Source organism: Mesorhizobium sp. C120A (genome assembly GCF_030323105.1).
Taxonomy (GTDB): domain Bacteria; phylum Pseudomonadota; class Alphaproteobacteria; order Rhizobiales; family Rhizobiaceae; genus Mesorhizobium.
Genome location: NZ_CP100476.1, coordinates 342,354 through 366,514 on the forward strand (window position 1 = coordinate 342,354; position 24,161 = coordinate 366,514).

Consider the following 24,161-nt stretch of genomic DNA (forward strand, 5'->3'; position numbering starts at 1 on the left):
AAGGTTTTTTAATGGGACTATGCCAAGGCTGTGGTTCAGTTGGGCGCCAGTAATGGGCAGAACAAAGACCGATAACATCCCTGTGGATGTTTATATCCAGTTTGTGCGCTCGTTGTTCGACAACGCGCATATGCTGGTCATTGGCGCGCTTTGCCACGCAACCGCCAGCCTTATGGTCTATTGGCGCAACGGCCAGCCTGTCTTCCTGGTTCTTGCCGGAGCACTGCTTGGCATCGGCGTTTGGCGGTATTTCAGCTTGCGGCGGTTCCATCGCCTGGGTGGTTCCATCCACGATGCCTTGGATGCGACACGATGGGAGCGCGAATATATCCTGAACGGCAGCATCCAGGGGCTGATGCTGGGCCTGTTCTGCTTCATTTCGATCTATGTCTACTCGGATGCATATGCCGAGATCGCAGCGCTCGCCATAACGCTTGGCTCTCTGGTCACGGTCGTAGGCCGAAACTACGGCTCGCCCCGCATGGTCACGATCTTCGCGGTAACCTTCGTCGGGCCGATCGCAGCAGCCCTTATCCTCAGGTTTGACATCCCCAGTGTCGTGCTTGGGCTGCTCATCATCCCGTTCATGTTCATCATCAAGGGCAGTGCCGACCATGTGCGCAACGTGCTGTTCTCGGCCGTGGTCGGGCATAAGCAGGCGAGGCAAATCGCGCAGCGCTTCAACCGCGCACTCAACACCATGTCGCATGGCCTGGTCATGCTCGGACCCGACGGCAAGGTCGTGGTCGGCAATGCCGAAGCAGCGCATCTGATGTCGCTGCGCTCGCCCGACCAGCTGCTCGGGCGGTCGATCCATTCGCTGCTCCTGCGCGGCGTTGCGGGCGGCATGCTGGCGCCGAAAGACTGCCGCTATGTCGAAGCGCAGCTGACGCGCGCGTTGCGCGAAGGCCGTGACCGCAAGGTGCTGGTCTCCTTCTCCAATGGCCAGCACTACGAGTTCTCGGCCCGCGAGGGCAATCAGGACCTCGGCGTCATCACCTTCGAGGACGTCACCGCCCGCGTCGAGTCCGAAGAAAAGATCCGCTTCATGGCGCGCTATGACAGCCTCACCGGCCTGCCGAACCGCGCCTATTTCCATGAGCTCGTCGGCGAGGCCATGGCGTCGGGCAGCTGCGACCGGCTGTGCGCCCTGGCGGTGCTCGATCTCGACGATTTCAAGAGCGTCAACGACACACTTGGCCATCCGGTCGGCGATGGGCTGATCTATGCCGTTGCCGAGCGACTGGCGGCCGTCGCCGGGCAAGGCGTCAATGTCAGCCGCTTCGGCGGCGACGAGTTCATGATCTTCTTCGACCGCGTCGAGGATGAAAGCCATCTGACCGGCCTGCTCGACCAGATCTTTGCCGATCTGCAGGGCGAAGTCGATGTCGCTGGTCACAGCCTGCGCATCCAGGCAAGCGCGGGCACCGTGCTGTCCAGGGTCGAGGACACCGATGTCGACGCCATGATCGTCAAGGCGGATCTGGCGCTCTACAAGGCCAAGGAACTCGGCAAGAACAACTGGCGACTGTTCGAGGCGGCGATGGATGCGGCGTTCCGCAACCGCCAGATGATGAAGGCCGACCTGCGCACGGCGGTCGAAGGCAAGGCGCTGCGGGTGGTCTATCAGCCTATCGTGGCGATGAACACCATGCGCATCGCCAGCTGCGAGGCGCTGTGCCGCTGGGATCATCCCGACCTCGGGCCGGTTTCGCCCAGCGTCTTCATTCCGCTGGCCGAAGATATGGGCATCATTTCCGAGATCAGCACCTTCGTGCTCGCGGCTGCCTGCGCCGAATGCGCCAAATGGCCCGCACAGACCAGCGTCTCGGTCAACCTTTCGGCCAAGGATTTCCGCAGCCGCGACGTCGTCCAGAAGGTTCGCGACGCGCTTGCCACTTCGGGGCTCGCCGCCGGCCGCCTCGAGATCGAAGTCACCGAAACCGCGCTGCTCGACGACAAATCGCTGACGCGCCAGTATATCGAGGAACTGAAGCAGCTTGGCGTGCGCATCGCGCTCGACGATTTCGGCACCGGCTATTCAAGCCTGAGCTACCTCCACAAGCTGCCGCTCGACAAGATCAAGATCGACCGTTCGTTCCTGATGGACGTGACCCAGAACAAGCGTTCGCTCGACTTGTTGAAGGGCATCGTGGACCTGACCCGCGTGCTCGGGCTGACCGTCACCATCGAAGGTGTGGAAACGTTCGAACAGCTGAAGATCCTGGTGCATTCGGTGAAACCCGACCTCGTCCAGGGCTTCCTCTTCGGCGCAGCTCTCAGCGCGTCCGGCATCGAAACGATGTCCAGTGTGACCTGGCCCTTCGCCGCGGAATTGCGGCCCGTCGCCAAACTCGCGACCACATGAAGCCCAACCTTTAAATCGCGCTTGGAAGCCGTCAAAAAAGCTGTGAATTGCCAAAACGTTAACCTATTGTTAACGTTAATATTCGGTAAACACAGACGATTAGAGTTTCATCTTCTTGTTCATTCGGTCGTCCGGTATGGTTTAGTTGCGACGGCACGAGGGTAACAATGGAAACTCAGCTAGCAGGTATGCCTCTGGTGGCTTCTAGGGCCACCGCTCAGTCTCCTTCGGTGTTTTCTCGTCATATCATGGACGTCCTGGAGCACGTCGAGTATCGCCTTTGCGACGGTGCCGAGGATTTGGAAGCCATCTATCGACTTCGCTACAAATCCTACCTTCATGCTGGCATGGTGAAGCCCGATGCCTCGCGTATGGTAAAGGACGACTTCGACGATCTGCGCAATTCCTACCGATTTGGCGTGTTCTTCGATGGTGTTCTGGTCAGCACCATCAGAATCCACTACGCCTGCGCGAAATACCCTGTTTCCCCCAGCACGGCCGTGTTCGGCGACACGCTGGCGCGGCGGCTGGCAGTTGGCGAGACGTTCGTCGATCCAAGCCGTTTCGCTGCCGATATCGAGTGGTCGACCAGCCTGCGCGTGCTGCCCTACGTGACGCTCAGGCTTGCGGTCGTAGCTTGCAGCCACTTCAAACCGACATATTGCCTGACGGCGGTCAAGGAAGAGCATGCCGGCTTCTATCATCGCATCTTCCGTTCCGAGCAGGCGGTGCCCCCCCGCATCTATCCCGGTCTCACCGTTCCCGTGCATCTGTTCCAGTCGAAGTGCTCCGAAAACATGCAGGCGACGCTGGATCGCTTCCCGTTCTTCAACTCCACGGCGTTCGAGCAGCGCATGCTCTTCCAACGCCCCAAGAGCGGCGAACTCGCACCGCTAACCATCCTGCCCACCGCCAAGTTTTTCCGCGAAGCCGCCTGACACCACTGAAGCCTGCGCAATTTGGCACGCGAGCTCTGGAGCTTTCCCGCCGCTTCCGCGTTCTGGATGACGCCGACGCGGCCATAGAAAGGAACCGACATGCATATTCCCGAGCTCGCGCTTACCCCGCTGATCTCGCTGATTGCCGGCGTGCTGATCCTGGTGATGCGGCGGCTGCTCAACTACATCGTCGCGCTCTATCTGATCGTCATTGGGCTGCTCGGGCTGTTTCCGCATCTGGCCGGTTGAAGCGCAAACCCTTAACGTTCGACGCTAGGCCGGCGACAAGAGCCCATACCGCCGGCTTTCAACATTCTTTGAGGCTGTTGTCGCTGGTCGTGCGGCAATAGCGCCATTGCTCTTGGCCTGGCTTTTCGCTATGTGCCTCAAAGATGTCTTCGAAGGGGTATTCCTATGGCTGATCACACGCCGACCGGTCCTGTCGAACTGGGCGCGAAGATGGACTATGCCGAACATGACCGCACCTATCATGGCTTTCTGGCGCTGGCCAAATACGGCTCGCTGTTCTGCGGCGCCCTGCTCCTGGCCATGGCTTTCGGCTTCTTCGCAGGCGGCTTCTTCTCCGCGACCATCCTGTTCGTGCTGATCCTCGCCCTCGGCGCCTTCATTCTCCGATAGTCTCTTCAGACCCTTGCCAAGGGCGTAGCCGGACATCCGGCCGCACTCTTTCGCAAAGCCGCACTCTTGCGCAAACAGGTTCCAGCCGAAAGGATCATGCGGTGGGACAGACGGTTTTCATCCCTCGCGAGCTCGATGCCAGCGAGCCTCGTGTCGCGGCCTCGCCCGATACCGTGAAGCGGCTGGCGGCGCTGGGCTTCGACGTCACCGTCGAGACGGGCGCAGGCACCAAGTCGCGCATTCCCGATGAGGAGTTCGCCAAGGCGGGTGCCGCGATCGGCAAGGCTTCGGATGCGAGCCGGGCGGATGTGGTGCTGAAGGTGCGCCGGCCGACCGACGCCGAGCTGAAGGGCTACAAATCGGGTGCGGCGGTCATCGCCATCATGGATCCCTACGGCAATGATGCCGCGGTCGCGGCGCTTGCCGAGGCTGGGGTCACCGCCTTCTCGATGGAATTCATGCCGCGCATCACCCGCGCCCAGTCGATGGATGTGCTGTCGTCGCAGGCCAATCTCGCCGGCTACCAGGCCGTGATTGACGGCGCATCGGAGTATGACCGCGCGCTGCCGATGATGATGACTGCGGCCGGCACCGTGCCGGCGGCGAAGATCTTCATCATGGGCGTCGGCGTTGCCGGCCTGCAGGCGATCGCCACGGCGCGCCGTCTCGGCGCTGTCGTCACCGCCACGGACGTTCGTCCCGCCGCCAAGGAACAGGTGGCGTCGCTTGGCGCAAAGTTCCTCGCCGTCGAGGACGAGGAGTTCAAGGCGGCCGAGACCGCCGGCGGCTACGCCAAGGAAATGTCGAAGGAGTACCAGGCGAAGCAGGCAGCGCTCACCGCTGAGCACATCGCCAAGCAGGACATCGTCATCACCACGGCGCTGATCCCCGGCCGGCCGGCGCCGAAGCTGGTGTCGGCGGCGATGGTCGCCTCGATGAAGCCGGGTTCGGTGATCGTCGACCTCGCCGTCGAGCGCGGCGGCAATGTCGAAGGCGCGGTTGCGGGTCAGGTGGTGACGACGGCCAACAACGTTAAGATCGTCGGCCACCTCAACGTGCCCGGCCGCGTCGCCGCATCGGCCTCGCTGCTCTACGCCAGGAACCTGTTCGCCTTCCTCGAGACGCTGGTCGACAAGACCAGCAAGACGCTCGCCATCAACCGCGAAGACGATCTGGTTAAGGCGACGATGCTGACCGACGCTGGCCGCGTGGTGCATCCGGCCTTCGCCAAGGCGGCGGAACAGCCCCATATCGAACCGGCGGCCATTCCGGCCGAGACCATGGTGGCTGATGCCACGCCGAAGAAGGCTGCACCGAAAAAGGCGTCCGACAAAGCCACTGCCGGCAAGTCCGCCGCCAAGCCGAAGGGGATCGCGTGATGGATCAGACCTTGCAGAAAGCCCTCGATCAGCTCGACCAGGCAAGTGCCGCCGTCCGGCTGGCTGTGCAGAACCTGGCCAACGCGCCCGGTGGCGTCGATGCGGCGGGCGATGCCGCGCACGCACTGTCCGGCGGCGCCATCGATCCCTTCGTCTTCCGCTTCGCCATCTTCGTACTTGCGATCTTCGTCGGATACTACGTCGTCTGGTCGGTGACGCCGGCGCTGCACACGCCGCTGATGGCGGTCACCAACGCCATCTCCTCGGTCATCGTCGTCGGCGCGCTGCTGGCCGTCGGCATCTCGGCCTCCGGCATTGCCACCGGCTTCGGCTTCGTCGCGCTGATGCTGGTCTCGGTCAACATCTTTGGCGGCTTCCTGGTCACCCAGCGCATGCTGGCCATGTACAAGAAGAAGGACCGGTAGAGAGCCATGAACGCCAACTTCGCGTCCTTCCTCTACCTGGTCTCCGGCGTCCTGTTCATCATGGCGCTGCGCGGCCTGTCGCATCCGACCACCAGCCGCCAAGGCAATCTCTACGGCATGATCGGCATGGGCATTGCCATTGCCACCACGCTGGCGCTGGCGACTCCGTCCGCCGGGCGCTTCGGCCTGATCGTGCTTGGTCTGGCCATCGGCGGCGGCGTCGGCGCCGTTACAGCGCGCCGCATCGCCATGACGTCGATGCCGCAGCTGGTCGCCGCCTTCCACTCGCTGGTCGGCCTTGCCGCCGTCATGGTAGCGGCAGCCGCCATCTACGCGCCGGAAAGTTTCGGCATCGGCACCAATGGCGACATCCACGCCCAGGCGCTGATCGAGATGAGCCTTGGCGTTGCCATCGGCGCCATCACTTTCACCGGCTCCGTCATCGCCTTCCTCAAGCTCGATGGCCGTATGTCGGGCAAGCCGATCATGATCGGCGGCCGTCACATCATCAACGCGGTCCTCGGCATCGCGCTGATCGTGCTGATCGTGCTTCTGGTCACCACCGAGGCCAAGCTGGTGTTCTGGCTGATCGTCGCGGCGTCGCTGGCGCTCGGCGTCCTCTTGATCATCCCGATCGGCGGCGCCGACATGCCGGTCGTCGTCTCGATGCTGAATTCTTATTCCGGCTGGGCCGCCGCGGCACTCGGCTTCACGCTTGGCAATCTGGCGTTGATCATCACCGGCGCGCTGGTCGGCTCGTCCGGCGCCATCCTGTCCTACATCATGTGCAAGGGCATGAACCGGTCGTTCATCTCGGTCATCCTCGGCGGCTTCGGCGGCGAGACCGCGGCGGTTGCCGATGACGGCATCGAACGCACGGTCAAGCAGGGCTCGGCCGACGACGCCGCCTATCTGATGATGAACGCACAGAAGGTCATCATCGTGCCGGGCTACGGCATGGCGGTCGCCCAGGCCCAGCACGCGCTGCGCGAAATGGCCGATAAGCTCAAGGCCAATGGCGTCGACGTCAAATACGCCATCCACCCCGTGGCAGGCCGCATGCCGGGCCACATGAACGTGCTGCTCGCCGAAGCCAATGTTCCCTATGACGAAGTGTTCGAACTGGAAGATATCAACTCCGAGTTCGCGCAGGCCGATGTCGCCTATGTCATCGGCGCCAATGACGTCACCAATCCGTCCGCCCGCGACGACAAGTCGTCGCCGATCTACGGTATGCCGATCCTCGACGTCGACAAGGCCCGCACCTGCCTGTTCGTCAAGCGCTCGCTCGGCTCGGGCTACGCCGGCATCGACAACACGCTGTTCTACAAGGACGGCACCATGATGCTGCTCGGCGACGCCAAGAAGATGACCGAGGAAATCGTCAAGGCCATGGATCACTGACCCCGCCGCAACCTTCCACTGGAAGGTTGTCGGTCCATCATCGGAAACAAAAAAGCCCGTTTCGACCGGGCTTTTTGATGTTGAAGACCGGTTCAGCGGCTGGTCAGGAAAACCGCTTCCTCGTCGTCGCGCTGCCTGCCGCCCAGTGCTGCCGCAGCGCTGGCGATGAAGGCGCCGATAACCAGCGACAGGGCGCCAAGCAGTGCGAAGGTGGCGCTGCCTTTCCGTGCGGCGTCGGCGGCCTGCTTGGCCTTGACCTTGGCGTCCTCGACCCTGGCCACCAGGGCGTCGACACGCGCCTTGGCGTCAGCCTCGGAAAGCCCGGTGCGGGCGGCGACCAGCTGCGACAGATAGGTCTTGTCGTCAGCCGAAATTTCGCCTGCCGCCGCACTGGCGACGAGGATGCGCGAAGCCTGCCCGGCCGCAGCCGCATCGCTGTCCGGATTGGCCGCCGCGAGCTTGGCGGCATCAGCCGGACGGAACAGCGTATCCACAAGATAGGACGTCGCATTGTCGGCCGGTGCGCTGCCGGCATTGGCGGACGCGCCGGCCGAAGCACCCATGGCGGCGCCCGAGGCAACAGTAGAAGCCGCCTGCACGCCTGAACCAAGCACTGCCGACAGCGCCGACCCGAGAATGCCGACGACCAGCAATGTCGCCAGCGCCCAGGCGAGGAGGCCGTGCGCGGTGTCGCGGAAATAGACCTCATCGGTGTGGATGCCGACCCATTTGGTGCGCAGGCGTCCGGCAAGATAGCCACCGACCCCGGAGGACAGCCATTGCACGATGATGAGCCAGATGGCGCCGGACACCGCGAAGGTGGTCAGCGAGGCACTGGCGCCGGACCACGGCGAGACCATGGTCAGCCCCAGCCCCGAACCGAGCAGCATGAGGATGAAGGTCAGCGTCGAGGCCGCGAAGGCGCCGGCGATGATCGGACCCCAGCTGACGGCCGGGGCGGAGGATTCTGTTGAGGCGGATACGTCGACAGCCGATACGGTGGACTGCATCGACGCCTCCTACCGTACGAACAGCATGATGAGAATGATGATCGGGATCGGAATACCGAGCAACCAGAGCAAAATACCGCGTCCCATAAAGAGCCTCCCTGCGAGAAATTGATCGATGTCGTCACAATGTTCCTGAGCGATTTCCGTTCCGAAGGGCAATGAAATGATTTGCTTGCCGGGAACGGAACTATTTTCCGCGCGGCCCGAGGCACGACTGCGAAACTGTGGATTGGTTCACGGAGTTCCACATGGGCTGCCGTGTATTGTTGGCTCGGTGAGCCGGGGGTAGCATGAGCGATCCCGCCGTCGGATGTCGTCAACGGAGACGCTGATGCCCAAGACTGTCGCATCGCTGGCTTACAAAAAGGCGCAGCCCGGCCAGGCGGTGGTGATCGTGCACGGCATGGGCGAGCAGCGGCCGATGGGTACGCTGCGCGGCTTCGTCCAGGCGGTCTGGAGCAGCCACCCCACCCGTGCTCCGCCTTACGCCCGCATCCCTGATCCGGCCGTTTCCGGCGCCACGATCAACCAGAGCTGGATCACGCCCGACAGCCGGACCAAGTCACACGAACTGCGCCGCATCACCACGCCCTACGACGTCGATGGCCGCCGTACCGATTTCTACGAGCTTTATTGGGCCGACATCACGCAAGGCACGACGCGCGGCCGGCTGGCCGCCTGGGTGACGAACCTGTTGTGGCGCAAGCCCGCCGACATTCCGCTCGACGCCCGCAAGCTTTACTTCGCCACACTTCTGATCGTTATCGTCATTCTGGGCGCAGCACTCGTGCTGGCAACATCGGTCTGGCAACAGGCCGTTACCTCGACGACCGGCCTGATGATCACCGCCCTCGCTTCTTTTGTCATCTGGGCGGTGGATCAGTTCGCCCTGCCCTATTTCGGCGACGTCGCCGCTTATGTGCGCGCCGAGGCCGGAACGATCGAGAAGCGCGCGCTGATCCGCGACCGCGGCCTGACGCTGCTCAAGACGCTGATGAAGGACGACGCTTACGATCGCATCGTGCTGGTCTCGCACAGCCTGGGATCGATCATCGCCTATGATCTGCTGCAGATCTTGTGGGCCGAGTTCCGGCCGCGAAGGCTGGAAGCGGTCCGCGACAAGGCCAAACTGGCGGCGGTCGAGGCCATCGACAAGGCAACGCTCGGCTCTGATGGGTCAGCGTGGCCAAACAATCTTGAAGACCTCGCCGGGTTCCGGCGCGGACGCCGACCACCCGCTGCCCTGGAAGATCAGCGATTTCGTCACGCTTGGCAGTCCGCTCTCCCACAGCGAATTCCTGGTGACCTACAATCTCGCGGAATTCAGGCGTGGCCTTGCCGAGCGCCTGTTCTCGGCCTGCCCGCCGATTGCCGATGACGGGCGCGCCGGCGGCACCGTGCTTTACCAGGAAGGACACAGCCAAGCAGGCAAGGCGCAGCGCGCGGTGCATCATGGCGCGGTGTTTGCGGCAACGCGCTGGACGAACGTCTACGACCGCGGCAATGGCTGGGCGACAGGCGATCCGATTTCCGGTCCGATGACGGAAAATTTCGGCCCCGGTGTGGAGAACATCCAGGTCGAGCTTCGCAGCTCACTTGGCCGTATCTTCACCCACACGCTTTATTGGTCATCGACGGCAAACGGCGTCGAAATCGCCCTGCCGGCGGGCACCGCGCCGCGCTCGCATCTGCAAGTGCTGCGCGACGCGGTGGACCTTGGTCGGAAGCTGGAGCCAAAGGCCTGACCCGGAGTGGAGCTCCGGCGGCAAGGCCCCCAGCCATCAAATGTCCAGATTGGCCACCGACAGCGCGTTGTCCTGGATGAATTCGCGCCGCGGCTCGACCTCGTCGCCCATCAGCCGCGAGAACAAGCTGTCAGCATCGGTGGCGTCATTCACCTTGACCTGCAGCAGCGAGCGCACATTCGGGTCGAGCGTGGTTTCCCAGAGCTGTTCGGCATTCATCTCGCCGAGGCCCTTGTAGCGCTGCATGGTCAGGCCCTTGCGGCCGGTCGCAAACACCGCGTTGAGCAGCGCCAGCGGCCCCGAAATGACTTCGGAGACATCCTTGCGGCGCAGCACCGGCGGCTCGCCATAGACTTCCATGAGGCGCGGGGCATAGCGGTCGAGCTGGCGTGCGTCGGCCGAATTTATCAGCCCGGCATCGAGCTGCGCGAATTCCTTGACGCTGCGCACCGTGCGTTCGAACACGTAGCCGCCGACGCCCTCATTGGAGGTCGACAGCCGGCCGGTCCAGCCGCGCTCGGTGTCTTCGGCAATGATGTCGAGGCGCTGGGCGACGCGCTCGGCCATGGCGTTGGCGCGGCCGAGATCGTTCAACACGTCGGCATTGAGCGCGCCGGCGATCGCCGCCTGTTCGACCACACCCCTGTTGTAGCGCGTATGCAGCCCGTTGATGAGCTGGCGTACTGCCAGTGCATCATCGATCGAGCCGCGCAGATCCTGTCCGGCCCGCGCCTCGCCGGAGGCAAGCGTCAGCGAAGCCTCTTCCAGCCCCGAGCCGATCAGGAATTCCTCGAAGGCGCTCTCGTCCTTGATGTATTGCGAGCTCTTGCCGCGCGTCACTTTGTAGAGCGGCGGCTGGGCGATGTAGAGATGGCCACGCTCGATCAGCTCCGGCATCTGGCGGAAGAAGAAGGTGAGCAGCAAGGTCCTGATATGGGCGCCGTCGACGTCGGCGTCGGTCATCAGGATGATCTTGTGGTAGCGCAATTTGTCGGCGTTGAACTCGTCCTTGCCGATCGAGGTGCCGAGCGCGGTGATCAGCGTGCCGATCATCTCGGAGCCGAGCATGCGGTCGAAGCGGGCGCGCTCGACATTGAGGATCTTGCCGCGCAACGGCAGGATCGCCTGGTTCTGGCGCGAACGGCCGCCCTTGGCGGAGCCGCCGGCCGAGTCACCCTCGACGATGAAGATTTCGGATTTCGCCGGGTCGCGTTCCTGGCAGTCGGCAAGCTTGCCGGGCAGAGAGGTGACGCCGAGCGAGCTTTTGCGGGTGATGTCGCGGGCCTTGCGCGCGGCTTCACGCGCCGCGGCCGCCTGGATCACCTTGTCGATGACCACCTTGCCCTCGGTCGGGTGTTCTTCCAGCCATGTGCCAAGCGCCTCGTTGACCAGGCCTTCGACCACGGGCCGCACCTCTGACGAGACCAGCTTGTCCTTGGTCTGCGAGGAGAATTTCGGGTCGGGCACTTTGACCGACAGCACCGCCGTCAGGCCTTCGCGGCAGTCGTCGCCGATCAGCGCCACCTTTTCCTTCTTGGTCAGGCCCGACGATTCGCCATAGCCGGTGATCTGGCGCGTCAGCGCGCCACGGAAGCCGGCCAGATGGGTGCCGCCATCGCGCTGCGGGATGTTGTTGGTGAAGGCCAGCACGTTCTCGTGGTAGCTGTCGTTCCACCACATCGCCACTTCGACGGTGATGCCGTCGCGCTCGGCCTTGATGGCGATCGGCTTGTCGATCAGCGGTTTCTTGACCCGGTCGAGATATTTGACGAACTCTTCCAGGCCGCCATCATAGTGCAGTTCGTGGCGCACGAGATCGGCATGGCGGGCATCGGTCAAAATGATGCGTACGCCGGAATTCAGGAAGGCGAGTTCGCGCAGCCGGTGCTCCAGCGTGCCGAAGTCGAACTCGACCATGGTGAAGGTTTCGGACGACGGAAAGAAGGTGATCTCGGAACCGCTGCGGCCCTCATAGGTGCCGGGCTGCTTGTTCTGCTCATAGCTGCCGGTCGCCTTGAGCGGCGCATCGGCATTGCCATGCGTGAAGCTCATCTCGAAAATCTGGCCGTTGCGGCGGATTTTCAGCTTCAGCCAGGCCGACAACGCGTTGACCACCGAGACGCCGACGCCGTGCAGGCCGCCAGACACCTTGTAGGAATTCTGGTCGAATTTGCCGCCGGCATGCAGCTGCGTCATGATCACTTCGGCCGCCGAAATGCCTTCGCCAGTGTGAATATCGGTCGGAATCCCGCGGCCATTGTCGATAACGGTGACCGAACCGTCGGGATTGAGCGTCACCGTGACCAGATCGGCATGGCCGGCCAGCGCCTCGTCGATGGCGTTGTCGACCACCTCATAGACCATGTGATGCAGGCCCGAGCCGTCATCGGTGTCGCCGATATACATGCCCGGCCGCTTGCGGACAGCGTCCAACCCCTTCAAAACCTTGATGGAATCGGCGCCGTATTCGGCCTCAGCGCCGTTGGCGTTGTCGCTTTGATCGCTCATGAAAACCTGTCTGATTGATGCCGCATGCTCAGCGCGAAAAATGGCTTCGAATCACGCCGCTTTGATGTCCTAGATATAGGCGCAAAAGGCGATTTTTCCAAGGTTTGCGGGGATTTCAGGGCTGAATCCCGAGCTGGCAGCCGGCTATTTTTTCGCGGCTTTCAATTTGGCCAGAAGTCGGCGCAGATATTTGATCGTGGGTTTGTCCCTCGGCGCCAGTTTGCCTGTGCGGTCAAGCTCCAGCGTCAGGTCTAGCGCCTGCGACAACACAGCCTTCGGATTCTTCGCCACATAGGCATAGTTGATGTAGGCCTGTACCAGATCGAATTGCCAGATCGCATTGTCCGGATCGGACAGGGCCAACCGCTGGCGGATGGCCAGGCTGGCTTCGAAGGCCTTCTTCGAGCCCTCATAGTGGCGCTGCTTGGTCTCCAGCAGGCCTATTTCCTCGAACGTGATCGACAGGTCGCGCTGCCAGTCGGAATTGCCCGGGTCGAGCTTTGCCAATCGGTCGGCAATGACGAGACTGTCCTGATAGTTCTGCAAAGCACCGGCGATATTGCCCTGGGCATCAAACACGCCGGCAATTTTTTCCAGACAGACCGATAGGTCGCGCTGCCAGTCGGTGTTGCCTGGGTCGCTTGCGGCAAGGTCTCGCGCCGTGGCCAGCGCTTGCTGGTAGGCCTCCAACGCGAGTGGCCAGTCCTTCTGGTCGCCGTAAGCATTGCCGATCTTGGCGTAACCGACCGACAGGTCGCGCTTCAAATCGGTGTCGTTTGAGTCGCGGCGCACCAGCGCTTCGGCGATTATTTGGCTCTTGTTGTAGGCGTCGAGCGCGCCCGCAGCGTCGCCACGCTCGCGCAGAACGTCGCCGATCCTTGTGTAGCTGACGGAGACGGCGCGCTGGTGCCTGGGGTCGTCCGGGTTGTTTTGCGCCAGCGCCAGCCGAATTCTCAGGCTCTCTTCGAATGCAGTCTGGGCGCCATCCAGCTGGCCGGCGGTGCGGGCAAGGCCGCCGATTTCGTCGTAGGTAATGGTCAGGTCGCGCAGCAGATAGACGCTGTTCGGCTCGGCATCGGCCAATTGCTGCTTGATGGACAGGCTTTGGTGGTAGGCCTGGGCTGCCGCACCCAGGTCGCCTTGCGTGGCCAGCACATTGCCGATCTTGTCATTGGCCATGGCGAGATCGCCGAGCCAGTCCTTCTTGTCCGGCACGTCTGTGGTCAGGCCCTGCAACATGTCCCTGGCCGCCTCATAGTTTTGCAGGGAGGCCGGCAGATCGCCTTGCGCCATCTTGATGTTGGCGAACTTGATATGGCCGATGGCCAGGTCGCGCTTGACGCTCGGATCGGTTTCCTGGCGCGCTCGCTGCTCAAGATTGGCGACCAGCGCCGCAAAGGCGCGGCCGGCGGCGTCGGTGTTGCCGACCGTTGTGTAGAGGATGCCGAGCTCTTCCAGCGTGCGGCTTTGGCGGTCGGCCTGTTCCAGGCTGAGCGAGGTCTGCCCGGCTTCGCCATAGAGCGCCAGCACCGTTTCATAGTCCTTGATGGCGGTTGCATAGTCCAGGGTGGCACGCGCCGCGCCGCCCGAGAGAAATCGCGTCGCGGCTTCGGACAGGGTGCGGCTGACGAAATTGGCCTTCAACGCCTGGCGCGAGACATTGTCGACGTCGGCGGCCTTGGCGAGGATCACGCGTGCACCATCGAAAGCGCCGAGCGCCAACTGTTCCTCGGCCTGGCGGCGCAGTTCGGTCACCTGCGGGTCGTCGGCGGCCAGCGTCTTCATCTCGCCGCGCACCTTGACGAAGGCGTCGGCGGCCTCGCGCAGCTTGGCGTCCAGGCTTTCGCCGGAGAGATGGCTGGTGTCGGAACTGATCAGCGCGCCATAGAGCGGCGCCAGCGGCATGTCGGCATCGCTGGCGACACGCTCGACCGCGCCGCGCATTTCCGGCGTCACATCGGCCATGGCAAGCAGCAGCCGCTCGCGCTCCGGCAATTGTTCCTTGGCCGCCGAGGCGAAGAACAGCTTCGGCAGCCCGCTCTCGACGTAGGGCAGCTGTTTCCCGCGCGAAAGGTCGTAGACCTCCTGCTGCACCAGCGTCAGCACCGAGCGGATTTCGAGCCCGTCGGTGCCGAGATATTTGGTCAGCGCCGCCGTGAAGGGCGAATTCGCGCCGCTTCCATCAGCCGCCGTCTCGCCGGGCGCCGCCGAAAAGGCGAACAGGATATTTTCCGCCTTGCCGATGCGCCCGAGACCCGGCTTGATCTTGTCCACCAGATCCTTGATCAGCGATGTCGCGCCGCGTCCGTCGCCGCTGCCGCCCGCAAACGGATCGCTGCGGCAGGCGTCGAGCACGATCAGCCCGACCTTGGCGGTGGCTGTCACGGCGTCGCGCACCTCCTCCAGCGGCAGGCTGGTCTTTTCCAGCTGGTCGAGCGAGGAGGCATCGGCGTCGACCGGCAGCAGCCGGTTGTCGCCGGAGATTTCGACGCCATGGCCGGAGAAATACACCAGCGCCACGTCGGCGCCCTTGGCGTCCTCGCGAAAATCGTCGAGAGCCCGGCGCATGCGCCTGAGATCACGATTGGTCTCAAGCACGACTTCGAAGCCGAGCTTCTTCAGCGCCACTTCCATCACCTCGCCGTCATTGACAGGATTGGCCAGCGGCCGCACCAGCCGGTAGTCGTCCTCGGCAATGACCAACGCCACGCGCCGCTCCGCCACCGCTGTGGCGGTGGTCGCAAGCATCAACAGCAAGGCAAACAACAGGCGCAAATCGAACCGCCCCCGGCTCAGTCACCTGCCGACCATTCCACCTCTTTATGGCATGAGCAAGCCGGGGCCGGCTGCGTTACGCAGCCCGCATCGGCTTCAGCGCCTCGCTCCAGCGCGAGAGCTCGTCCAGCATGGTCTTGGTGCCGCCCTGTACCTGCTCGCTGGCCTGGAAGGAGCCGTCGCTCTCCAGCAGTTTCTGATACATCGGCAGCGCGACGCCTTCCGAGATGGGCATGACGCCCACCGCGGTCAGCAGCGGCTTCAGCGCCTGCGCGGCGCGCAGGCCTCCGGAAACGCCGCCATAGCTGAAGATGGCGGCTGGCTTGTATTTCCATTCGCGCGCAAGGTAGTCGATGGCGTTGACGATCGCAGGCGCCACGAAATAATTGTACTCCGGCGCCACGAACACGAAGGCGTCGGCGGCATCAATGACCTTCGACCAGGCTTTGGTGTGGTCGTTCTGGTAATTGCCGAGCCTGGGGTGATGCGGCTCGTCCAAAACCGGCAGATGGAACGTGTCAATGTCGGTCAGCACCGGTTCGAATTTGCCGTGCTCGCGGGCAAAATCCTCCAGCCAGTGGGCGAAGACCGGCCCGGCGCGGCCCGGCCGCGTGCTGCCGATTATGATGTTCAGCTTGTGCTTCAAGCGGACTCTCCTGGGCGATTGGCAGTAGCTGTTGGTAACTGTCACCTATGGCAGAGTGTCCAACCGGACAAGCCGCAACCGTTTCACCGGCGGTCACGATCCGATGAACACACCGTCTGTCGGGCACACCGGGCGCTGCAGCGTTTCAGTTTGCCGTTCGGTCACATGGACGCCCGGATTGCCAGCCACTACATCTGAGCTATCAGCGGAGCACCTCATGGACACGCAGCCCGTCCCCTTCGTGCCGCCGGCGCCCAGGCCGCGCACGACGCCGCCTTCGACGCTGGAGATGATGCGGATCGTCTACCGCAATCCGCTCGAACTGTGGGGCGAGCACACCTACAACGAGCCCTGGATTTCGGCGAATGGCGTCGGCGGGCATCTGATCGTCGCCAACGATCCCGGCCTTATCCGCCACGTGCTGATCGACAACGCCAAGAACTACAAGATGGCGACGGTGCGCCAGATGATCCTGCGACCGATCTTGCGCGACGGGCTGTTGACCGCCGAAGGCGAGGTGTGGAAGCGCTCGCGCAAGGCGATGGCGCCGGTGTTCACGCCGCGGCATATCTTCGGCTTCGCCGAGCCGATGCTGCGCCGCACGATGCAGTTCGTCGCCCGCTATGACGAAGGCGGCATGACCGATGTCGCCCATGACATGACGCTGCTCACCTACGATATCCTGGCCGAGACGCTGTTTTCGGGCGAGATTGCGGGCGAGCCCGGCAGTTTCGCGCAGGAGATCGACCGCCTGTTCGAGACCATGGGCCGCGTCGATCCGCTCGACCTGTTGCGCGCGCCCGAATGGCTGCCGCGGCTGACCCGCATCCGCGGCCGCAAGACCATGGCCTATTTCCGCAAGATCGTCACCGATACGGTCAAGATGCGCGAGGAGCGGCTGAAGCGCGACCCCGACACCGCGCCGCAGGATTTCCTGACGCTTCTGCTGGGCGCCGAAGGCCCCGACGGGCTGACGCGGGCGGAAGTCGAGGACAACATCATCACCTTCATCGGCGCCGGCCACGAGACCACCGCGCGGGCACTGGGCTGGACGATCTACTGCCTCGCCGAAGCGCCGTGGGAGCGTGAAAAGGTCGAGCGCGAGATCGAGGCCGTGCTGGCGCGCGAACCCGACCCAACGAAATGGCTCGACGCAATGCCGTTCACCCGCGCCGCCTTCGAGGAGGCGCTGCGGCTTTATCCGCCGGCGCCGTCGATCAACCGCGAGCCGATCGAGACGGAGACCTGGAACGATCTGGTGCTCCCCAAGCGCGCGGCCGTACTGGTCATGCCCTGGGTCGTGCACCGCCACAGAAAACTGTGGGACATGCCCGACGCCTTCATGCCCGAACGCTTCCATCCGGGAAACCGCGAGAAGATCGACCGCTTCCAGTATCTGCCGTTCGGCGCCGGTCCGCGCATCTGCATCGGCGCCAGCTTCGCCATGCAGGAGGCGATCATTGCGCTGGCCGTCATGCTGTCGCGCTTCCGCTTCGACGTGACGGCCGAGACCAAGCCGTGGCCGGTGCAGAAACTGACGACACAGCCGCAAGGCGGCCTGCCGATGCAGGTCACGCGGCGCGTTTAACGGCGCAACGCCTTGTTACGCGATCCCGGCAGGCTTGCGCTGGAACTGGCCTGCGGCGCGGAAGCGCCAGAGATAGCTGGGCAGGATTGTGCCGATAGACTGCGGCTGGATGTCGAGGCCGGCAAGGTTCCGGTTGGCCTTGTTGGCCTCCTCCGACACAATATTGGGCTGGCGCAGCAGCAGCACCTGGTCCTTGGTCAGCAACGGGTTGGGCAGCAGGCCGAGGATCGAGGCCTGCAGATTGGCCATCCACCACGGCACCGGCACCAGGAGCCGCTTGCGCTCGATGACGGTGAGCAGCTCTTCCATGCACTGCTTGAAGGTGAGCACTTGCGGCCCGCCGAGTTCATAGATCTGGCCGCCCTTGATCTTGCCCTCGACCGAACGCGCCACTGCTTCGGCGACATCGCCGACATAGACCGGCTGGAACTTGGTCTGGCCGCCGCCGATTAGCGGCAGCACCGGCGAATAGCGCGCCATGTCGGCGAAGCGGTTGAAGAAACTGTCCTCGGGTCCGAAATTGATCGACGGACGGAAGATGACGGCGTCCGGGATCGTCTCCAGGACGGCCTTTTCGCCGAGCGCCTTGGTGCGGGCATAGTCGGATTCGGCGTTGAGGTCGGCGCCCAGCGCCGAGATGTGGGTGAGCCCTGCGCCGACCGAGCGTGCGGCTTCGGCGACGGCGCGGGCGCCGAATTCGTGCACGGTGTTGAATTTCTGCCGGCCGCTTTCATGCGGGATGGCGACCAGATTGATGACATGGTCGGCGCCCTGCACGGCGCGGTCGACCGACCAGCGCACGCGCACATTGGCCTGCACCGGCTGGATCTGGCCGACATTGCCGAGCGGCTGCAGATGTCCCGCCAGATCGGGCCGGCGCACCGCCACCCTGATGCGGTAGCCGCGCTTGGCCAGCGCCCGCACGATGTGGCGGCCGACGAAGCCGGAGCCGCCGAAGACGACCACGAGCTTGGGGATCTGCAGGATTTCGGTCATGGCTGGCTCCGGCGCTCGAAAGCTTGGCTGAAGCCGTTTCATAGTCCGTTTTGGGCCAAAGGCAAAGGGTGACGCGTCGTCGCTGCCACCCTCTTATAGACCCTTCAGAACGCCTTGCCGATGCGCGCGTCGACCGACTGGCGGTTGCCGCCGCGGATAACGAAGAACAGCAGGATCGCCGCCCATAGAAGCGACTTTTCAGCGCCGGAAAAGCCCTGGCCGACAGTGATCCAGTGGAACCAGACGGTGACCAGCAGCACGATCATGCCGGCAAAGGCGGCGGGCCGAGTCAACAGGCCGATGGCGATCAGAATGCCGCCGAAGAATTCGGTGCAGGACAAAAGCAACGACCAGAACGCGCCGGGATAGAAGCCGAGGCCTTCGACCATCTCGGCGGCGCCGAAAGGGTTGGTGATCTTCTGCGAGCCGTGAATGGTGAGAAACCCGCCGGCGACGACGCGCAGAAGGGTTTCGGCGCCGTCATGCAGCGACGAGTACAGGCGGCCAAACACCGGAATGATCAGTCTGCCGCGGGAGGCGTCGGTGGTTGCGGACATCGTAGCTCCTGTTGTTGTGATGACCTCTCGCAAACGCCCGATGGTCCCATCAAGTCAAGTTAACAAAAGTTAACTTACCGTCATGTTTATTGCTCACGGAGGGATGAAACGCAGAAAACCCCGCCGAAGCGGGGTTTTCCGGGCAGCATCAGGACGAAGCCAGGGGCCGACGGAGCGGCCTGACCTGAGACGGTATCAGGAGGGCGTGAAGCAAGTACGCCCACCCCAGCCCTGGACATCCGACATGGTGCCGCCGACCTGCTTGCAGGCCGCGATGAAGTCGGCGCTGCAATTGGCAAATTTGGCGTGGCCGTTCTTGCAGTAATGGTCCTCGGTTGCACCGCCGCTCGGAGCCGTGATGACGCCGGCCGAAGATGGCTTGACCGGCGCGGCCTTCAGGGAGGCCGCCTGGGTGGCGCCCATGAAAGAACCGAGCAGAAGGACTGCTATCAGCAAGGTGGTCTTGGTGTTGGTCATGATGATTTCCTTTGATTGCGGTTGATGTTTCCGGAGCGCAAAGGGCACACCCTTCGCGTGAAGCAGGCTTTCGATTTGGTTGGGTGTTTCCCTCCGGTCTGGTTCGGGCAAGCTCACCTTGCCCTGGACAAGGATGGGTCGCCGCAAGACGCAAGAAGGTTCAGCAGGCGGCGCAAATGCGCGCCTGCCCGTCGCCAACCGGAAGGTCAGTTTAAATTGTTTGATAAAGAAGGATTCTTCAGCCCGAATAGCGCTCGGCGAATTCGGAAATGCGTTGCACCACCGCCTTGGGGACATTGATGCCGCGCGCCTGCGCCTTCTCGGCCGCTTCGGCCCGCGCCCGGCCCGGCACGTGCACGCCAAAGCGCCGGCGCAGCCGGTCGAGCTGATCCTTCATGCGCTGTTCGAAATCCGGGTCGAGCAGCTTGGGTTCGACGGCGAGCACGAACAGGCCCGTTCCGGGGCTGTCCGGTCCGCCGCTGAACCATGGCGCGTCGAGCGACCAGTTGGCGCCCGACAGGCCAGCCGCCAGCACTTCGACCATCAGCGCGATGTTGGCGCCACGCTGGCCGCCGAAGGCCAGCATGGCGCCCTTCATGGCCGCGGCCGGATCGGTGGTCGGGTTGCCGCTGGCGTCCAGCGCCCAGCCTTCGGGGATCTTCTTGCCGTCCTCGGCCGCCTTGCGGATGTTGACGAAGGCGGTGGCGCTCGACGACTGGTCGATGACCAGCGGCGCGCCATCAGCGGCGGGTGCCGCAAACGACATCGGGTTGGTGCAATAGACCGGCTTGACCGAGCCCGAGCCTGCCAGCACCGCCGGCCCGTTGGTGGCGGCGAAGGAGACCAATCCCAATTGCGCCAGACGCCCGGTGAAATAGCCTAGTGCGCCGCAGGTATAAGCGTTCTTCTGCGAGAAGATGGCGACGCCGAACAGCCTTGCCGCCTTGGCGAGGTCGTCGATGGTGCGGTCGAAGCCGGTATGGGCGAGGCCGCCACGCGCATCGGAGAGATAGACGGCGAGCGCCGGCCTGGTGATCACGGGATCGGCATTGCCGTCGATGCGGCCGGCTTCCAGCGCTTCGAGGTAATCGATGAAATGGGTCAGCCCGACGGTCGAAAGCCCTTCCGCCTCGGCGGCAATGATCGAGGCGGTGAGCGACCTCGCCGCCTCCTCATTGGCGCCGGCGCCGAGCGCCGCCATCCGGCACAGCCCTGTTGCCTGGTCGAGAGAGAGTTGCATGGTGCGGACCCGATTGGTGGTGAGAGTGAGTAGGGAGTAGTCAGTAGGGAGTAGCGAAAGCAAGCGGTTTCCCGGTCATATGCTGACTACTCACTACTGCCTGCTCACTGTTCCCTAGCCCACCTTGTTCGGTATGCGCGCCTCGATCTTGCTGAATGCAAACACCAGTATGCCGGTGATGATCATGTAGATCAGCGCCAAAAGCAGCAAGGGTTCGTAGGTGAGGTAGGTGTCCTGCCGGACCTTGGACGAGACTGCGAAGATGTCGATGACGCTGATCGTCGCCACCAGCGGCGTCGACTTCAGCTGCAGCACGGTTTCGCCGGTCAGCGTCGGCAGCGCCCGGTAGATGGCCTGCGGCAGCCAGATGCGGCGGAAAATCTTCCAGCGGCTCATGCCGAAGGCGCGGGCTGCCTCTAACTGCCCCTTCGGCACGCCGGCAAAGGCGCCGCGCATCACTTCGCCCTCATAGCCGGCGAATGACAAGGTCAACGCCAGCACGCCATAGGGCCAGGCTTGCCTGAGATACGGCCACATCCAGGATTCGCGAATCCACGGATATTGCGGAAACAGCGAGCCCAGTCCGTAATAGAGCAGCCACAGCTGGATCAGCAGCGGCGTGCCCCTGATGACGGTGCAGAATGTCCTGGCTGGAGCGGAAAGCCAGAACGGGCCGGCGGCCTGCGCCAGCCCGAGCGGCACGGCGAGCAGGAAGCCGAGAAAGCAGGTGACGGCCAGGATCCACAGCGACCGCCAGATGCCGAGAAGCCCCATTTCGTAATATTGCGGCAGCCAATCCCAGCGCATGAAGAAGGCTGCGCCGAAAACCAGCGCGATCGCGACCAGGATCAGCACGATGCGATGCGGCTGCAGCCACAGCGACGTGCGCGCGGCAGCGTTGATGATGGTCGCTTCTCCGGCCATCAGCGCGCATCCTTGAGCGACGGCATACCGCGCCGCGACCAGGCCTCGAGGCGGCCGATGAGCAGGTTGGAGACCAGCGACAAGATGAGATAGAGCACGCCCGCGGCGAAAAAGAAGGTGAAATAGGCTTTGGTGACGCCCGCCGCCTGCCGCGTCGCCAGCGCCAGTTCGTAAAAGCCGACGACCGCCAGAAGGGCCGTATCCTTGGTGGCGATCAGCCACAGATTGGCGAGCCCGGGTATGGCGAAGGGCAGCATTGCCGGCAAGGTGATGCGCCGCAGCATGAGCCCGGGTGACATGCCATAGGCGCGGGCGGCTTCGATCTGGCCCTGCGGTATGGCCAGGATGGCGCCGCGGATCACTTCGGTCGAATAGGCGCCCTGGACAAAGCCGAGCACGGCGATGCCCGCGGCAAGGCCGCTGATGTCGACGCGCTGGTAGCCCATAGCGGTCAGCGCCTGGTTGATCAGGTCTGTTCCGGCATAATAGAGCAGCAGGATCAGCACCAGTTCGGGCACGGCGCGCACGATGGTGGTGTAAACCGCCAGCAGGTCGCGCACGACAGGACCGCCATAGAGCTTGCCAAAGGCGCCACCGGTGCCGATCAGAAGACCGAGGACCGTGGCGCCGAGCGCGATCTCGATCGAATGGAGCAGCCCAAGCAACAGCGTGCCGCCCCAGCCCGGCGGATTGGGCGAGAGAAGTTCTATGATGCCGGCCGCCGAGGCCGAAAGAAGTGCGTCGATCAGCGTCGCCCCCGGATTGCTGGCTTCAACCACCGCCGACGGCAGCGCCGGCGGGGGCAGGGAGGCATGGCGCTAACGCCATGCCCCCTAGCTCATGCGAGGATCGTCAGTTCGACTGCGCGCCGCCACCACCGTAAATGTCGAAATCGAAGTATTTCTTCGATATCTCGTCATATTTGCCGTTCGAGCGGATCGCCTTGATGCCGGCGTTGATCTTGGCCTTAAGGTCGGTGTCTTCCTTGCGCACGCCGGCGCCCACGCCCGGTCCGAGCACTTCATCGTCCGGAGCCACCATGCCCTTCAGATCGCAGCAGGCCTTGCCCTGGTCCGACTTCAGGAATGCGTCGAGCGCGATCGAATCGGCCTGCACCGCGTCCAGACGGCCTGCGGCCAGATCGTTGTTGGCTTCGTCCTGGGTCTGGTATTCCTTGATCTCGGCGGTCGTGGGCCCGAAATGCTTCTTGGCATAGGCCGAATGGGTGGTCGACACCTGCACGCCGAGCACTTTGCCCTTGAGATCGTCGGGCGTGGCGCCGAATTTCTGGTCCTTCGGGCCGATGATGGCGGTCGGCGTGTTGTAGTACTTATCCGAGAAGTCGATGGTCTTCTCGCGTTCGGCGGTGATCGACATCGAACTGGCGATGACGTCGATCTTCTTGGTCGTCAGCGCCGGGATGATGCCGTCCCAGGCGACAGGCGTGATGACGCAGTCGAGCTTCTCCTCGGCGCAGACGGCGTCGATGAACTCGATTTCCCAGCCAACCCATTTGCCGGAAGCGTCCGGCGAGGTGAAGGGCGGATAGGGCTCGGCGGCGACACCGATCTTGACCGGATCGGCCTTGGCCACGCCGATGGCGGCAACGCCGAGCAGCAGCGCTGCGGCGAATGTTTTCAGAACAGTCTTCATGTCACGACTCCCAGTTTGTTGTTGGTTCCCGGTTTTCTTCCGTCCCGGCTTGTCCTAGCCGATGTTGCGGATGAACTGCTTCAGCCTTTCGGATTTCGGTGCGCCGAATATCTGCTCCGGCGGCCCCTCTTCCTCGACCAGCCCGTTGCAGAGGTAGACGACATGGGTCGCGACCTCGCGGGCGAACTTCATTTCATGCGTGACCAGCACCATGGTGCGACCCTCGCGCGCCAGGTCGCCGATCACCTTCAGCACCTCGCCGACCAGCTCCGGGTCGAGCGCCGAGGTCGGCTCGTCGAACAGCATGACGCGCGGGTTGATGGCCAGGGCGCGGGCGATCGCCGCGCGCTGCTGCTGGCCGCCGGAGAGATAGGCCGGATAGACGTCGCGCTTTTCGGCGAGGCCGACGCGCGCCAAAAGCTTTTCGGCTTCCCTGATCGCCACGTCGCGCCTGACGCCCAGAACATGCACCGGAACCTCGATGACGTTCTCGATCAGCGTCATGTGGCTCCACAGGTTGAAGTTCTGAAACACCATGCCGAGCTTGGCGCGGATGCGTTCGATCTGCCGGCGGTCGGCGGGCACAGTGTGGCCGTGGCTGTCGGCCTTGAGTTTGATCTCCTCGCCATTGACGCGGATGATGCCGCTGGTCGGGTTTTCCAGGCAGTTGATGCAGCGCAGCAGCGTCGACTTGCCGGAACCCGAGCCGCCGATAATGGCGATCACCTCGCCGTCGCGCGCCGACAGCGAAACGCCTTTCAGCACATGCAGATGGCCGAATTTCTTGTGCAGGTTCTCGACATGGATGGCCTCGGCGGCGCCGTCCTGCGCCTTGCCGGATTGGACTGCGGCGGTTCCCGCCGCGCTCACCGGGGAACCTCTGCCACAG

The 24,161-nt window shown here is 63.5% G+C and carries 22 protein-coding genes; 10 read left to right on the plus strand and 12 right to left on the minus strand.

From position 1 onward, the window contains the following. Positions 1 to 52: 52 nt before the first annotated feature. The 7 genes from NL532_RS01600 to NL532_RS01630 all read left to right on the plus strand — a co-directional run bounded on the left by NL532_RS01600 (position 53) and on the right by NL532_RS01630 (position 7,153). Positions 53 to 2,368 (plus strand): putative bifunctional diguanylate cyclase/phosphodiesterase, encoded by a 2,316-nt coding sequence (locus NL532_RS01600; RefSeq protein ID WP_023829363.1) that lies wholly within the window; start codon positions 53 to 55, stop codon positions 2,366 to 2,368. A gap of 167 nt (positions 2,369 to 2,535) precedes the next feature. Beyond that, positions 2,536 to 3,306: an N-acyl amino acid synthase FeeM domain-containing protein gene (locus NL532_RS01605; protein WP_023683521.1), complete on the plus strand. Its 771-nt coding sequence runs from the start codon at positions 2,536 to 2,538 to the stop codon at positions 3,304 to 3,306. 99 nt (positions 3,307 to 3,405) lie between these two features. Further along, positions 3,406 to 3,555, plus strand: coding sequence for a DUF3096 domain-containing protein (locus tag NL532_RS01610; protein ID WP_023829362.1), 150 nt, complete (start codon positions 3,406 to 3,408; stop codon positions 3,553 to 3,555). Between the two features lie 165 nt (positions 3,556 to 3,720). Continuing rightward, positions 3,721 to 3,945, plus strand: coding sequence for an aa3-type cytochrome c oxidase subunit IV (locus tag NL532_RS01615; protein ID WP_023671340.1), 225 nt, complete (start codon positions 3,721 to 3,723; stop codon positions 3,943 to 3,945). A gap of 101 nt (positions 3,946 to 4,046) precedes the next feature. Continuing rightward, complete coding sequence (locus tag NL532_RS01620) at positions 4,047 to 5,324, plus strand: Re/Si-specific NAD(P)(+) transhydrogenase subunit alpha (RefSeq protein ID WP_023695932.1); 1,278 nt, start codon at positions 4,047 to 4,049, stop codon at positions 5,322 to 5,324. Next, the gene (locus NL532_RS01625) at positions 5,324 to 5,749 is read left to right on the plus strand and encodes an NAD(P) transhydrogenase subunit alpha part 2 (protein WP_032891560.1); all 426 of its coding nucleotides are present in this window, start codon (positions 5,324 to 5,326) and stop codon (positions 5,747 to 5,749) included. Before NL532_RS01620 ends, NL532_RS01625 begins: the two co-directional genes overlap by 1 nt. Positions 5,750 to 5,755: 6 nt before the next feature. Continuing rightward, positions 5,756 to 7,153 (plus strand): NAD(P)(+) transhydrogenase (Re/Si-specific) subunit beta, encoded by a 1,398-nt coding sequence (locus tag NL532_RS01630; RefSeq protein ID WP_023671337.1) that lies wholly within the window; start codon positions 5,756 to 5,758, stop codon positions 7,151 to 7,153. A gap of 92 nt (positions 7,154 to 7,245) precedes the next feature. On the opposite strand, the gene NL532_RS01635 is transcribed toward NL532_RS01630, so the two are convergent. Further along, on the minus strand, positions 7,246 to 8,163 hold the full coding sequence (locus NL532_RS01635; RefSeq protein ID WP_023829361.1) for a membrane protein: 918 nt from the start codon (positions 8,161 to 8,163) through the stop codon (positions 7,246 to 7,248). Between the two features lie 331 nt (positions 8,164 to 8,494). Between NL532_RS01635 and NL532_RS01640 the strand changes: the two genes are divergently transcribed. Continuing rightward, positions 8,495 to 9,541 (plus strand): hypothetical protein, encoded by a 1,047-nt coding sequence (locus NL532_RS01640; RefSeq protein ID WP_245270311.1) that lies wholly within the window; start codon positions 8,495 to 8,497, stop codon positions 9,539 to 9,541. Further along, positions 9,465 to 9,908 carry a hypothetical protein gene (locus NL532_RS01645; protein ID WP_023829359.1) on the plus strand — a complete coding sequence of 148 codons (444 nt, stop codon included), beginning with the start codon at positions 9,465 to 9,467 and terminating at the stop codon, positions 9,906 to 9,908. Before NL532_RS01640 ends, NL532_RS01645 begins: the two co-directional genes overlap by 77 nt. Before the next feature lie 36 nt (positions 9,909 to 9,944). On the opposite strand, the gene gyrB is transcribed toward NL532_RS01645, so the two are convergent. The 3 genes from gyrB to NL532_RS01660 all read right to left on the minus strand — a co-directional run bounded on the left by gyrB (position 9,945) and on the right by NL532_RS01660 (position 15,837). Further along, complete coding sequence (gene gyrB / locus NL532_RS01650; RefSeq protein ID WP_023732636.1) at positions 9,945 to 12,416, minus strand: DNA topoisomerase (ATP-hydrolyzing) subunit B; 2,472 nt, start codon at positions 12,414 to 12,416, stop codon at positions 9,945 to 9,947. A gap of 144 nt (positions 12,417 to 12,560) precedes the next feature. Further along, complete coding sequence (locus tag NL532_RS01655) at positions 12,561 to 15,191, minus strand: caspase family protein (RefSeq protein ID WP_023829358.1); 2,631 nt, start codon at positions 15,189 to 15,191, stop codon at positions 12,561 to 12,563. 76 nt (positions 15,192 to 15,267) lie between these two features. After that, complete coding sequence (locus NL532_RS01660) at positions 15,268 to 15,837, minus strand: NADPH-dependent FMN reductase (RefSeq protein ID WP_023829357.1); 570 nt, start codon at positions 15,835 to 15,837, stop codon at positions 15,268 to 15,270. A 217-nt stretch (positions 15,838 to 16,054) separates the two neighbouring features. On the opposite strand from NL532_RS01660, the gene NL532_RS01665 reads away from it, so the two are divergent. Continuing rightward, positions 16,055 to 17,425: a cytochrome P450 gene (locus tag NL532_RS01665; RefSeq protein WP_023829356.1), complete on the plus strand. Its 1,371-nt coding sequence runs from the start codon at positions 16,055 to 16,057 to the stop codon at positions 17,423 to 17,425. A 15-nt stretch (positions 17,426 to 17,440) separates the two neighbouring features. Here NL532_RS01665 and NL532_RS01670 read toward each other — a convergent pair whose 3' ends face one another. From NL532_RS01670 to NL532_RS01705, 8 genes are all read right to left on the minus strand, one after another. Continuing rightward, the gene (locus NL532_RS01670; RefSeq protein WP_023693143.1) at positions 17,441 to 18,421 is read right to left on the minus strand and encodes a complex I NDUFA9 subunit family protein; all 981 of its coding nucleotides are present in this window, start codon (positions 18,419 to 18,421) and stop codon (positions 17,441 to 17,443) included. Positions 18,422 to 18,525: 104 nt separating this feature from the next. Then, the gene (locus tag NL532_RS01675; protein WP_023829355.1) at positions 18,526 to 18,978 is read right to left on the minus strand and encodes a DoxX family protein; all 453 of its coding nucleotides are present in this window, start codon (positions 18,976 to 18,978) and stop codon (positions 18,526 to 18,528) included. Between the two features lie 195 nt (positions 18,979 to 19,173). After that, the gene (locus tag NL532_RS01680) at positions 19,174 to 19,455 is read right to left on the minus strand and encodes a hypothetical protein (protein ID WP_023671327.1); all 282 of its coding nucleotides are present in this window, start codon (positions 19,453 to 19,455) and stop codon (positions 19,174 to 19,176) included. 238 nt (positions 19,456 to 19,693) lie between these two features. Then, complete coding sequence (locus NL532_RS01685; RefSeq protein WP_023829354.1) at positions 19,694 to 20,695, minus strand: Ldh family oxidoreductase; 1,002 nt, start codon at positions 20,693 to 20,695, stop codon at positions 19,694 to 19,696. Positions 20,696 to 20,809: 114 nt separating this feature from the next. Then, positions 20,810 to 21,619 carry an ABC transporter permease gene (locus NL532_RS01690; RefSeq protein WP_023689221.1) on the minus strand — a complete coding sequence of 270 codons (810 nt, stop codon included), beginning with the start codon at positions 21,617 to 21,619 and terminating at the stop codon, positions 20,810 to 20,812. Then, positions 21,619 to 22,332: an ABC transporter permease gene (locus NL532_RS01695; protein ID WP_196813869.1), complete on the minus strand. Its 714-nt coding sequence runs from the start codon at positions 22,330 to 22,332 to the stop codon at positions 21,619 to 21,621. Before NL532_RS01695 ends, NL532_RS01690 begins: the two co-directional genes overlap by 1 nt. A gap of 139 nt (positions 22,333 to 22,471) precedes the next feature. Further along, positions 22,472 to 23,272, minus strand: coding sequence for a transporter substrate-binding domain-containing protein (locus tag NL532_RS01700; protein ID WP_023829353.1), 801 nt, complete (start codon positions 23,270 to 23,272; stop codon positions 22,472 to 22,474). Between the two features lie 54 nt (positions 23,273 to 23,326). Then, positions 23,327 to 24,142: an ABC transporter ATP-binding protein gene (locus tag NL532_RS01705; protein ID WP_023671322.1), complete on the minus strand. Its 816-nt coding sequence runs from the start codon at positions 24,140 to 24,142 to the stop codon at positions 23,327 to 23,329. Between the last annotated feature and the right edge of the window lie 19 nt (positions 24,143 to 24,161).

What these genes read in the sequence shown, in the direction of transcription:
- NL532_RS01600 (WP_023829363.1), top strand. Translation starts at nt 53, where the DNA reads ATGGGCAGAACAAAGACCGATAACATCCCTGTGGATGTTTATATCCAG.
- NL532_RS01605 (WP_023683521.1), top strand. Translation starts at nt 2,536, where the DNA reads ATGGAAACTCAGCTAGCAGGTATGCCTCTGGTGGCTTCTAGGGCCACC.
- NL532_RS01610 (WP_023829362.1), top strand. Translation starts at nt 3,406, where the DNA reads ATGCATATTCCCGAGCTCGCGCTTACCCCGCTGATCTCGCTGATTGCC.
- NL532_RS01615 (WP_023671340.1), top strand. Translation starts at nt 3,721, where the DNA reads ATGGCTGATCACACGCCGACCGGTCCTGTCGAACTGGGCGCGAAGATG.
- NL532_RS01625 (WP_032891560.1), top strand. Translation starts at nt 5,324, where the DNA reads ATGGATCAGACCTTGCAGAAAGCCCTCGATCAGCTCGACCAGGCAAGT.
- NL532_RS01630 (WP_023671337.1), top strand. Translation starts at nt 5,756, where the DNA reads ATGAACGCCAACTTCGCGTCCTTCCTCTACCTGGTCTCCGGCGTCCTG.
- NL532_RS01635 (WP_023829361.1), bottom strand. Translation starts at nt 8,163, where the DNA reads ATGCAGTCCACCGTATCGGCTGTCGACGTATCCGCCTCAACAGAATCC.
- NL532_RS01640 (WP_245270311.1), top strand. Translation starts at nt 8,495, where the DNA reads ATGCCCAAGACTGTCGCATCGCTGGCTTACAAAAAGGCGCAGCCCGGC.
- gyrB (WP_023732636.1), bottom strand. Translation starts at nt 12,416, where the DNA reads ATGAGCGATCAAAGCGACAACGCCAACGGCGCTGAGGCCGAATACGGC.
- NL532_RS01665 (WP_023829356.1), top strand. Translation starts at nt 16,055, where the DNA reads ATGGACACGCAGCCCGTCCCCTTCGTGCCGCCGGCGCCCAGGCCGCGC.
- NL532_RS01670 (WP_023693143.1), bottom strand. Translation starts at nt 18,421, where the DNA reads ATGACCGAAATCCTGCAGATCCCCAAGCTCGTGGTCGTCTTCGGCGGC.
- NL532_RS01675 (WP_023829355.1), bottom strand. Translation starts at nt 18,978, where the DNA reads ATGTCCGCAACCACCGACGCCTCCCGCGGCAGACTGATCATTCCGGTG.
- NL532_RS01680 (WP_023671327.1), bottom strand. Translation starts at nt 19,455, where the DNA reads ATGACCAACACCAAGACCACCTTGCTGATAGCAGTCCTTCTGCTCGGT.
- NL532_RS01685 (WP_023829354.1), bottom strand. Translation starts at nt 20,695, where the DNA reads ATGCAACTCTCTCTCGACCAGGCAACAGGGCTGTGCCGGATGGCGGCG.
- NL532_RS01690 (WP_023689221.1), bottom strand. Translation starts at nt 21,619, where the DNA reads ATGGCCGGAGAAGCGACCATCATCAACGCTGCCGCGCGCACGTCGCTG.
- NL532_RS01700 (WP_023829353.1), bottom strand. Translation starts at nt 23,272, where the DNA reads ATGAAGACTGTTCTGAAAACATTCGCCGCAGCGCTGCTGCTCGGCGTT.